The following is a 12,323-nucleotide window of genomic DNA, read 5'->3' as shown; positions in this document are numbered from 1 at the left end:
ACTAATAAAATCAATAGTACGTTTTTATGAAATTGTGGTTTTCTATTTAAAGAGACCATTTTTCTTTTGTTCAATAATAAACATATGGTTTATTATATATTTTGAATAATAACGCTTGATTTGAGGGGTGAATCAGTTGACAGGTCAACTAGTTCAGTATGGACGCCACCGCCAACGCAGAAGTTATGCTCGTATTAGTGAAGTTTTAGAGTTACCGAACTTAATCGAGATTCAAACGGCTTCATACCAATGGTTTTTAGATGAAGGTTTACGAGAAATGTTCCAAGATATTTCTCCAATTGATGATTTTACAGGTAACTTATCACTAGAATTTATTGATTACAGCTTAGGTGAGCCAAAGTATTCAGTAGGAGAGTCTAAAGAACGTGATGTAACTTATGCAGCACCTCTTCGTGTTAAGGTGCGGTTAATTAATAAAGAAACAGGTGAAGTAAAAGACCAAGATGTGTTCATGGGAGATTTCCCATTGATGACCGAAACAGGTACCTTTGTAATTAATGGTGCTGAGCGTGTTATCGTATCACAGTTGGTTCGTTCACCAAGTGTTTACTATAGTGGAAAGCTTGATAAAAACGGTAAAAAAGGATATACAGCAACTGTTATCCCTAACCGTGGTGCATGGCTAGAATATGAAACTGATGCAAAAGATGTAGTATACGTGCGTATTGATCGTACTCGTAAACTGCCAGTAACAGTGCTGTTACGCGCGCTAGGTTTCGGTTCTGACCAAGAGATTATCGATTTAATCGGTGATAATGAATACATCCGTAATACGCTTGAAAAAGATAATACGGAAACAACGGAAAAAGCGCTATTAGAAATCTATGAGCGTTTACGTCCGGGTGAACCACCGACAGTTGAGAATGCGAAGTCTCTATTAGTATCTCGCTTCTTTGATCCAAAACGATATGACTTAGCGAACGTAGGTCGCTATAAAATTAATAAAAAGCTTCATATCAAACATCGCTTATTTAATCAAAAGCTAGCTGAAACATTAGTTGATCCTGAAACAGGTGAAATTATTGCAGAAAAAGGCGCAATGATTGACCGTCGTCTGCTAGATCGCTTGATTCCGATGCTTGAAGGTGGAGTAAACTTCAAAACTTACAGCCCGGTTGGTGGAGTAGTAGAAGACGATGTTACATTACAATCTATTAAGATTTATGCGCCAAATGATCCAGAAGGTGAAAAAGTCATCACTGTATCAGGTAACGCGTATGTAACAGAAGAAGTTAAAAATATCACACCTGCTGATATTTTAGCATCAATCAGTTATTTCTTTAACTTGCTTCATCAAGTAGGAGACACAGATGATATCGACCACTTGGGTAACCGTCGTCTGCGTTCTGTAGGTGAATTGTTACAAAACCAATTCCGTATCGGTTTATCTCGTATGGAACGTGTTGTTCGTGAAAGAATGTCAATTCAAGACACGAATACAATCACACCTCAACAATTAATTAATATTCGCCCAGTTATTGCGGCGATTAAAGAGTTCTTTGGAAGTTCTCAGTTATCACAGTTCATGGATCAAACGAATCCATTAGGCGAATTGACGCACAAACGTCGTCTTTCAGCTCTAGGACCTGGTGGTTTAACGCGTGAGCGCGCTGGTTTCGAAGTGCGTGACGTTCACTATTCTCACTATGGCCGTATGTGTCCGATTGAAACGCCAGAGGGTCCGAATATCGGGTTAATCAACTCACTATCTTCTTATGCAAAAGTAAACAAATTCGGTTTCATCGAAACACCTTACCGTCGTATCGATCCTGAAACAGGTAAAGTGACAGAGCGAATTGACTACTTAACAGCTGATGAAGAAGATAACTATGTTGTAGCCCAAGCGAACGCTCGTCTAGGCGATGATGGTTCATTCTTAGATGAAAATGTCGTCGCACGTTTCCGTGGAGAAAACACGGTTATCCGTCGCGATCGTTTAGACTATATGGATGTATCACCAAAACAAGTTGTATCTGCCGCTACAGCATGTATCCCATTCTTAGAGAACGATGACTCTAACCGTGCATTAATGGGTGCGAACATGCAACGTCAAGCAGTACCTTTATTAAATCCTGAAGCACCAATCGTAGGTACAGGTATGGAATACGTATCTGGTAAAGACTCTGGTGCAGCCGTGATTTGTAAATATCCTGGCGTTGTAGAGCGCGTAGAAGCAAAACAAATTTTTGTTCGCCGCTATGAAGAAGTAGACGGACAAAAAGTTAAAGGTAACTTAGATCAATACAAACTATTAAAATTTGTTCGTTCTAACCAAGGTACTTGTTACAACCAGCGTCCAATTGTTTCAGTTGGCGACGAAGTAGTAAAAGGCGAGATCTTAGCCGACGGTCCTTCAATGGAAAAAGGTGAGCTTGCTTTAGGACGAAACGTAATGGTTGGTTTCATGACATGGGATGGTTACAACTATGAGGATGCCATCATCATGAGTGAACGCCTTGTGAAAGACGATGTATATACGTCTGTTCATATTGAAGAATATGAATCTGAGTCTCGTGATACGAAACTTGGACCTGAAGAAATTACGCGTGACATTCCAAACGTAGGTGAAGATGCGCTTCGCAACTTAGATGAGCGTGGAATCATCCGCATTGGTGCAGAAGTAAAAGACGGAGATCTTTTAGTTGGTAAAGTAACGCCAAAAGGTGTGACAGAACTAACAGCTGAAGAACGTCTTCTACACGCTATTTTCGGTGAAAAAGCGCGTGAAGTTCGTGATACTTCTCTTCGTGTACCACACGGCGGCGGTGGAATCATTCTTGATGTTAAAGTCTTCAACCGTGAAGATGGCGACGAATTACCACCAGGTGTAAACCAATTAGTCCGTGTATATATTGTTCAGAAGCGTAAAATTTCTGAAGGTGACAAAATGGCCGGTCGTCACGGTAACAAAGGTGTAATTTCACGTATTTTACCTGAAGAAGATATGCCTTATCTACCAGACGGTACGCCAATTGACATCATGTTAAACCCATTAGGGGTACCATCTCGTATGAACATCGGTCAGGTGCTAGAGCTTCATTTAGGTATGGCTGCTCGTAAGCTTGGCATTCACGTTGCGTCTCCAGTATTTGATGGTGCGCGTGAGGAAGATGTTTGGGCAACAATCGAAGAAGCTGGCATGTCTCGCGATGCTAAAACAGTTCTATATGATGGTCGAACAGGTGAACCATTCGATAACCGTGTATCAGTAGGAATCATGTACATGATCAAACTTGCTCACATGGTAGACGATAAACTTCACGCTCGTTCTACTGGACCATACTCACTTGTTACACAACAACCACTTGGTGGTAAAGCGCAGTTCGGTGGACAGCGTTTTGGTGAGATGGAGGTATGGGCACTTGAAGCATACGGTGCTGCTTACACATTACAAGAGATCTTAACAGTGAAATCAGATGATGTAGTAGGTCGTGTGAAAACATACGAAGCAATTGTTAAAGGTGAAAACATTCCAGAACCTGGCATACCTGAATCGTTCAAAGTATTAATTAAAGAACTACAAAGTTTAGGTATGGATGTGAAGATGCTTTCTGCTGACGAGCAAGAAATTGATATCATGGACTCAGAAGAGGACCATGAGCAACCAACAGAATCAATTATTGCAGATAACGAAGAAAGCCTTTCTGAAGGACAAAAAGATCCTGTCACAAAAGAGTAAGGAATTACTTTCATATAAACGTTAAGGGAAAAAACCTGTAGATTAAAAGGGAGGTAGGCTCCTTGCTAGATGTAAATAACTTTGAGTATATGAAAATCGGTCTAGCTTCGCCAGATAAAATTCGTTCTTGGTCGTACGGTGAGGTAAAAAAACCTGAAACGATCAACTATCGTACGCTAAAACCTGAAAAAGACGGCTTATTCTGTGAGCGTATTTTTGGTCCACAAAAGGACTGGGAATGTCACTGCGGAAAATATAAGCGCGTTCGTTATAAAGGTGTTGTATGTGATCGTTGTGGCGTAGAAGTTACGCGCGCAAAAGTTCGTCGTGAACGCATGGGTCACATCGAACTAGCTGCACCTGTTTCTCATATTTGGTACTTTAAAGGTATTCCTAGCCGCATGGGACTTGTCTTAGACATGTCCCCTCGTGCGCTAGAGGAAATCATTTATTTTGCTTCTTATGTAGTAACAGATGCTGGTGATACACCACTTGAAAAGAAACAGCTTTTATCAGAGAAAGAATACCGTGCGTATCGTGAGAAGTACGGACAAACTTTCCATGCAGCAATGGGTGCTGAAGCTGTTAAAAAATTATTGCATGACATCGATCTTGATAAAGAAGTAGATGCTTTGAAAGAAGAATTGAAAACTGCTCAAGGTCAACGTCGTACACGTGCTATTAAACGTTTAGAAGTACTAGAGGCTTTCCGTCATTCTGGTAACGAACCTTCTTGGATGATTTTAGACGTTCTACCGGTTATTCCGCCAGAACTTCGTCCAATGGTTCAATTAGATGGTGGACGCTTTGCTACGTCTGATCTAAATGATTTATATCGCCGTGTAATTAACCGTAACAACCGCTTAAAGCGTCTATTAGACCTTGGAGCTCCTAGCATTATCGTTCAAAACGAAAAGCGTATGCTTCAAGAAGCTGTGGATGCATTAATCGATAATGGTCGTCGCGGACGTCCGGTAACAGGACCAGGTAACCGTCCATTAAAATCTCTTTCTCACATGTTAAAAGGTAAGCAAGGTCGCTTCCGTCAAAACTTATTAGGTAAACGTGTTGACTACTCTGGCCGTTCGGTAATCGTTGTAGGTCCGAACTTAAAGATGTATCAATGTGGTCTTCCAAAAGAAATGGCGTTAGAGCTTTTCAAACCTTTCGTAATGAAAGAGCTTGTTGAACGCGGTTTAGCTCATAACATCAAGAGTGCAAAACGTAAAATTGAACGTGTGCAACCTGAAGTATGGGACGTATTAGAATCGGTTATTAAAGAGCATCCAGTTCTTTTAAACCGTGCACCAACGCTACACAGACTAGGTATTCAAGCATTTGAACCTACGCTTGTAGAAGGTCGCGCTATCCGTCTTCACCCGCTTGTATGTACAGCATATAACGCTGACTTTGACGGTGACCAAATGGCGGTTCACGTTCCATTATCTGCAGAAGCACAAGCAGAAGCACGTATCTTAATGCTTGCTGCTCAAAATATCTTGAACCCTAAAGATGGTAAACCAGTTGTTACACCTTCACAGGATATGGTATTAGGTAACTACTACTTAACGCTTGAGCGTGAAGAGGCAGTTGGAGAAGGTATGGTGTTCAAGGATACGAACGAAGCACTATTAGCGTACCAAAACGGTTATGTGCATCTTCATACACGTGTAGGTGTGTATGCAGGTTCTTTAAACAACGAAACGTTTACAGAAGCACAAAATCAACAGTTGCTTGTTACAACGGTTGGTAAATTAGTCTTCAACGAAATTTTACCAAAATCGTTCCCATACATTAACGAACCAACAAGAGAAAACTTAGAAGTGAAAACTCCTGAGAAGTACTTTGTTGAAAAAGGTGCAGATGTGAAGGAATTCATCAAGAATCAACCGGCTATCGCACCGTTTAAGAAAAAAATCTTAGGTAATATTATCGCTGAAGTATTTAAACGTTTCAAAATTACTGAGACTTCTAAAATGCTTGACCGTATGAAAGACCTAGGTTTCAAATATTCTACTAAAGCTGGTATTACAGTTGGTGTAGCTGATATCGTGGTTTTAGGAGAAAAAGAAGTTATCTTAACAGAAGCGCAAGCTAAAGTAGATAACGTACTAAAACAATTCCGTCGTGGTTTAATTACTGAAGATGAGCGTTATGAGCGTGTTATCTCTGTATGGAGTAGCGCGAAAGACGTTATCCAAGGTAAATTAATGGCGTCATTAGACAAACGCAACCCAATCTTCATGATGAGTGACTCTGGTGCCCGTGGTAACGCATCTAACTTCACTCAGCTTGCAGGTATGCGTGGACTAATGGCCAACCCGTCTGGTCGTATCATTGAGTTACCAATCAAATCTAGTTTCCGTGAAGGTTTAACAGTATTAGAGTACTTTATCTCTACCCATGGTGCACGTAAAGGTCTTGCCGATACGGCTCTTAAAACAGCTGACTCTGGTTACCTTACTCGTCGTCTGGTTGACGTGGCACAAGACGTTATCGTACGTGATGACGACTGTGGTACAGACCGCGGTATTCTGGCTGTTGCAATCAAAGAAGGAACAGAAGAAATTGAGAAACTTGATGAGCGTCTAATTGGACGTTATGCAAGAAAAACACTACTTCACCCAGGAACAAACGAAGTGTTAGTGAAAGAAAACGAACTAATTACAGAAGACTTAGCTGAAACAATTGTGGATGCTGGTGTTGAAGAAGTATGGATTCGTTCTGCATTCACTTGTAACACTCGCCACGGTGTATGTAAAAAATGTTACGGTCGTAACCTTGCAACTGGTTCAGAAGTTGAAGTGGGTGAAGCAGTTGGTATCATCGCTGCTCAATCTATCGGTGAGCCAGGTACACAGTTAACGATGCGTACATTCCATACAGGTGGGGTTGCTGGAGACGATATCACTCAAGGTTTACCGCGTATCCAAGAGATCTTCGAAGCGCGTAACCCTAAAGGTCAAGCCGTTATTTCTGAAATTGAAGGTACAATTGCCGGCATTTCTGAAGGACGCGATCGTCAACATGAAATTACTGTTCAAGGAGAGATTGAAACTCGTTCTTACACAGCTCCGTACAGTGCACGTCTGAAAGTTATTGAAGGACAGCGCATTGCACGTGGTCAAGAATTAACAGAAGGTTCAATTGATCCTAAAGAATTACTAAAAGTAAAAGACATCACGGCGGTACAAGAGTACTTGCTTCGTGAGGTGCAAAAAGTATACCGTATGCAAGGGGTAGAAATTGGAGATAAACACGTAGAGGTAATGGTTCGCCAAATGCTTCGTAAAGTGCGCGTAATGGATTCAGGAGATACAGATGTATTACCAGGTTCATTACTTGATATTCACCAATTCACTGATGCAAATGAAAAAGTATTACTTGAAGGCAATCGTCCAGCGACAGGCCGTCCTGTATTACTTGGTATTACAAAAGCATCTCTTGAAACTGATTCCTTCTTATCTGCTGCATCATTCCAAGAAACAACGCGTGTTCTTACGGATGCTGCAATCAAAGGAAAACGTGATGAGTTGCTTGGACTTAAAGAGAATGTTATCATTGGTAAGCTAGTTCCGGCTGGTACAGGTATGACGAGATATCGTAATGCTGAACCGATCAAAAACCAAGCTGAAGAAACGGTAACAATCGATTAATTATAAAATCATTACTCTAGAATGGATGTTTTTTTAAAAAACTACAAAACGTTAGTTGACATCCATTCTAGGGAATGATACTATATCAAAGGTGCTCCTATAAACTACCTGTTACTTTGGAGGATATGATAATGTCTTATGAAAAAGTATTACAGGCTGATCATATTATTGTAGGAACAAAGCAGACGGTGAAAGCATTAAAAAAAGGTACAGTAAAGGAAGTCATCATTGCTGAAGACGCTGATTTTTATGTCACATCCATTGTGGCAAAAACAGCACAGCAAGAAAACGTTCCGTATACGTATGTCCCTTCTATGCGAAAGCTTGGTCAAGCTTGTAGGATAGAAGTTAACGCTGCAACTGTTGCAATTATTAGTTAACACGTTTTTGAACTTTTAGTTTCAAAGACTTTGTTTTTTGCTAAAAAATGAACCACCTGGATGTGTGGTCTTACAAAAGGCGAAAGGAGGAAAATTTAAATGCCTACTATTAACCAATTAATTCGTAATGGTCGTGTGAGTAAAGGTAAAAAATCTGACTCACCTGCTTTAAACAGAGGTTACAACAGCTTCAAAAAAGCTCAAACTAACCAATCTTCTCCACAAAAACGTGGTGTATGTACACGTGTGGGTACTATGACACCGAAGAAACCGAACTCGGCTCTTCGTAAATATGCTCGTGTACGTTTAACAAACGGTATCGAGGTAACAGCTTATATCCCAGGTATTGGTCACAACTTACAAGAACACAGCGTGGTACTTATCCGCGGTGGACGTGTAAAAGATTTACCAGGGGTACGTTACCATATCGTACGTGGTGCACTTGATACTGCTGGTGTGGATGGCCGTATGCAAGGTCGTTCTAAATATGGTACTAAGCGACCAAAAGCAGCTAAAAAATAATAGCTTAACAATTAATAGATAAACTTTTAAAAGTGAAAGGAGGAAGTAGAATGCCACGTAAGGGACCTGTTGCAAAAAGAGACGTATTACCAGATCCGATTTACAATTCTAAGCTTGTATCTCGCTTAATCAACAAAATGATGCTTGATGGAAAGCGCGGTAAGTCACAAGCTATTCTTTATAGAGCATTCGATTTAGTACAAGAGCGCAGTGGTAAAGAAGCTATGGAAGTATTCGACCAAGCTCTTAAAAACATCATGCCTGTACTAGAAGTTAGAGCACGCCGTGTAGGGGGTTCTAACTACCAAGTTCCTGTAGAAGTACGTCCAGAGCGTCGTACTACTTTAGGTCTTCGTTGGTTAGTAAACTATGCTCGTCTTCGTGGAGAAAAAACGATGGAAGAGCGTTTAGCTAACGAAATCCTTGATGCAGCTAACAACACTGGTGCTGCAGTTAAGAAACGTGAAGATACTCACAAAATGGCAGAAGCTAATAAAGCATTTGCTCATTACCGTTGGTAATCTTTTAACGAAACTTTTTAAAAAACAAATTATAATATGGAAGGAGAAATACCTAAGATGGCAAGAGAGTTCTCCTTAGAAAACACTCGTAATATTGGGATCATGGCTCACATTGATGCTGGTAAAACAACAACAACTGAGCGTGTTCTTTATTATACTGGCCGTATCCATAAAATTGGTGAAACTCATGAAGGAGCTTCACAAATGGACTGGATGGAGCAAGAGCAAGAACGTGGTATCACTATCACGTCTGCTGCGACAACTGCTTCTTGGAAAGGTCACCGCGTTAACATCATCGATACTCCTGGACACGTAGACTTCACTGTTGAAGTTGAGCGTTCATTACGTGTACTTGATGGCGCTGTGGCAGTTCTTGATGCTCAATCTGGTGTTGAGCCTCAAACAGAAACAGTATGGCGTCAAGCGACTACGTACGGTGTTCCCCGTGTCGTATTCGTTAACAAAATGGACAAAATTGGTGCTGACTTCTTGTACTCTGTAAAAACGATCCACGATCGTTTAGGTGCAAATGCTCACCCAATTCAGTTGCCAATCGGTGCTGAAGATGACTTCGAAGCAATCATTGACCTTGTGGAAATGAAAGCATACTTCTACGAAGATGACTTAGGTACTCGTTCAGAATCTCGTGAAATTCCTGAGGAATACAAAGAGCAAGCTGAAGAATACCGTGCAAGCCTAGTAGAAGCTGTTGCAGAACTTGACGAAGAATTAATGATGAAGTACTTAGACGAAGGCGAGCTTACAGTTGAAGAACTAAAAGCTGGTATCCGTAAAGGTACTTGTGACGTTGAATTCTACCCAGTTATCTGTGGTTCAGCATTCAAAAACAAAGGTGTACAATTAATGCTAGATGCGGTAATTGATTACCTACCATCTCCAGTTGATGTACCAGCAATCCAAGGTATCGTACCTGACACAGAAGAAGAAGTTACGCGTGAGTCTAGCGACAACGCTCCTTTCTCAGCATTAGCGTTCAAAGTTATGACGGACCCTTATGTTGGTAAATTAACATTCTTCCGTGTGTACTCTGGTGTACTAAGCTCTGGTTCATACATCAAAAACTCTACAAAAGGTAAGCGTGAGCGTGTAGGTCGTATCCTACAAATGCATGCTAACTCTCGTGAAGAGATTTCTGAAGTATACGCTGGAGATATCGCGGCAGCTGTAGGATTAAAAGATACTTCTACTGGTGATACTCTATGTGACGAAAAGAGTCTTGTAATTCTTGAGTCTATGGAATTCCCAGAGCCAGTTATCTCTTTATCTGTTGAGCCAAAATCAAAAGCTGACCAAGATAAAATGACTACAGCTCTTCAAAAGTTACAAGAAGAAGATCCAACTTTCCGTGCGGAAACTAATACAGAGACTGGTCAAATCATCATCTCTGGTATGGGTGAGCTTCACCTTGATATCATCGTTGACCGTATGCGTCGCGAATTCAAAGTAGAAGCAAACGTTGGTGCTCCTCAAGTAGCTTACCGTGAAACTTTCCGCGCTGGTGCGAAAGTTGAAGGTAAATTCGCTCGTCAATCTGGTGGTCGTGGACAATTCGGTCACGTTTGGATTGAGTTCGAACCTAACGAAGAAGGAAAAGGCTTTGAATTTGAGAACAAAATCGTTGGTGGTGTAGTTCCACGTGAATACATCCCTGCAGTTCAAGCTGGTCTTGAAGATGCATTACAAAACGGTGTTCTTGCTGGTTATCCATTAATCGATATCAAAGCTGCTTTAGTTGATGGATCTTACCATGACGTTGACTCAAGTGAGATGGCGTTTAAAATTGCCGCTTCTATGGCTCTTAAAAACGCAGTATCAAAATGTAACCCAGCTATCCTTGAACCAATGATGAAGGTAGAAGTTGTTATCCCTGACGAATACTTAGGAGATATCATGGGTGACGTTACGTCTCGTCGTGGACGTGTAGAAGGTATGGAAGCACGCGGTAACGCTCAAGTTGTACGTGCATTCGTTCCACTTTCTGAAATGTTTGGTTATGCAACTGCATTACGTTCAAACACTCAAGGTCGCGGAACATATTCTATGCACTTCGATCACTACGAAGAAGTTCCTAAATCAATTTCAGAAGAAATTATTAAAAAAAATAAAGGTGAATAATTGATTTTCACTCTTTATTGAAGTATAACTACTTATGTACGCTGTGAAAGTGGAGCTCATTCCCTTTCACGGCCTCATAAAACATAAACTACATGAATTTTAAGGAGGATTTTCGAATGGCTAAGGAAAAATTCGACCGTTCAAAAACACATGCCAATATCGGTACAATTGGTCACGTTGACCATGGTAAAACAACTTTAACAGCTGCTATCACTACTGTTCTTGCTAAGAAAAGTGGTAAAGGTGCAGCAATGGCTTACGACATGATCGACGCTGCTCCAGAAGAGCGCGAGCGTGGAATCACAATCTCAACTGCACACGTTGAGTACGAAACTGACACTCGTCACTATGCACACGTTGACTGCCCAGGACATGCTGACTATGTTAAAAACATGATCACTGGTGCTGCTCAAATGGATGGCGGTATCTTAGTAGTATCTGCTGCTGATGGTCCAATGCCACAAACTCGTGAGCACATCCTTCTTTCTCGTCAAGTAGGTGTACCTTACCTAGTTGTATTCTTAAACAAATGTGACATGGTAGACGACGAAGAGCTACTTGAATTAGTAGAAATGGAAGTACGTGACCTTCTTTCTGAATACGACTTCCCTGGTGACGATGTACCAGTAATCAAAGGTTCTGCTCTTAAAGCTCTTGAAGGCGAAGCTGATTGGGAAGCTAAAATCATCGAGCTTATGGACGCTGTTGATGAGTACATCCCAACTCCAGAACGTGACACTGAAAAACCATTCATGATGCCAGTTGAGGACGTATTCTCAATCACTGGTCGTGGTACAGTTGCTACAGGTCGTGTAGAGCGTGGACAAGTTAAAGTTGGTGACGTTATCGACATCATCGGTTTAACTGAAGAGCCAAAATCTACTACTGTAACAGGTGTAGAAATGTTCCGTAAGCTTCTTGACTATGCTGAAGCTGGCGACAACATCGGTGCTTTACTTCGTGGTGTAGCACGTGAAGAAATCCAACGTGGACAAGTATTAGCTAAACCAGGCTCAATCACTCCACACACTAAATTTACTGCTGAAGTATACGTTCTTTCTAAAGACGAAGGTGGACGTCACACTCCATTCTTCACAAACTACCGTCCACAGTTCTACTTCCGTACAACTGATGTAACTGGTATTTGTAACTTACCTGAAGGCGTAGAAATGGTAATGCCTGGCGACAACATCGAAATGACTGTTGAACTTATCGCTCCAATCGCGATTGAAGAAGGTACTAAATTCTCAATCCGTGAAGGTGGACGTACAGTAGGCGCTGGCGTTGTAGCTAAAATCAGCGAGTAATTTCTCGTTTCAGTAAAGGGAGTAGGGTAACCTACTCCTTTTTTATTTGGTGATAAAAGGTAAAGATAGTTTTTACTATTACACTTGCAAAATGATCTCCT

At 41.1% G+C, this 12,323-nt stretch carries 7 protein-coding genes; all 7 read left to right on the top strand.

Annotated features, from left to right (window positions below):
• Positions 1–136: 136 nt before the first annotated feature.
• The 7 genes from rpoB to tuf all read left to right on the top strand — a co-directional run bounded on the left by rpoB (position 137) and on the right by tuf (position 12,222).
• Positions 137–3,700: a DNA-directed RNA polymerase subunit beta gene (rpoB, locus tag MMB69_RS25710; RefSeq protein WP_028412662.1), complete on the top strand. Its 3,564-nt coding sequence runs from the start codon at positions 137–139 to the stop codon at positions 3,698–3,700.
• A 62-nt stretch (positions 3,701–3,762) separates the two neighbouring features.
• Positions 3,763–7,356 carry a DNA-directed RNA polymerase subunit beta' gene (gene rpoC, locus MMB69_RS25705; protein ID WP_013081369.1) on the top strand — a complete coding sequence of 1,198 codons (3,594 nt, stop codon included), beginning with the start codon at positions 3,763–3,765 and terminating at the stop codon, positions 7,354–7,356.
• A 131-nt stretch (positions 7,357–7,487) separates the two neighbouring features.
• Positions 7,488–7,736, top strand: coding sequence for a 50S ribosomal protein L7ae-like protein (locus MMB69_RS25700; RefSeq protein WP_013054921.1), 249 nt, complete (start codon positions 7,488–7,490; stop codon positions 7,734–7,736).
• 99 nt (positions 7,737–7,835) lie between these two features.
• The gene (gene rpsL / locus MMB69_RS25695; protein ID WP_013054922.1) at positions 7,836–8,258 is read left to right on the top strand and encodes a 30S ribosomal protein S12; all 423 of its coding nucleotides are present in this window, start codon (positions 7,836–7,838) and stop codon (positions 8,256–8,258) included.
• Between the two features lie 50 nt (positions 8,259–8,308).
• Positions 8,309–8,779: a 30S ribosomal protein S7 gene (gene rpsG, locus MMB69_RS25690; RefSeq protein ID WP_013054923.1), complete on the top strand. Its 471-nt coding sequence runs from the start codon at positions 8,309–8,311 to the stop codon at positions 8,777–8,779.
• A gap of 57 nt (positions 8,780–8,836) precedes the next feature.
• Positions 8,837–10,915 carry an elongation factor G gene (gene fusA, locus MMB69_RS25685; RefSeq protein WP_028412663.1) on the top strand — a complete coding sequence of 693 codons (2,079 nt, stop codon included), beginning with the start codon at positions 8,837–8,839 and terminating at the stop codon, positions 10,913–10,915.
• A gap of 116 nt (positions 10,916–11,031) precedes the next feature.
• Positions 11,032–12,222 carry an elongation factor Tu gene (gene tuf / locus MMB69_RS25680; RefSeq protein ID WP_013081371.1) on the top strand — a complete coding sequence of 397 codons (1,191 nt, stop codon included), beginning with the start codon at positions 11,032–11,034 and terminating at the stop codon, positions 12,220–12,222.
• Positions 12,223–12,323: the final 101 nt, after the last annotated feature.

It is taken from the genome of Priestia sp. P5 (genome assembly GCF_029522155.1).
GTDB lineage: Bacteria > Bacillota > Bacilli > Bacillales > Bacillaceae_H > Priestia > Priestia megaterium_E.
This window is presented reverse-complemented; position numbering and strand designations above follow the sequence as displayed.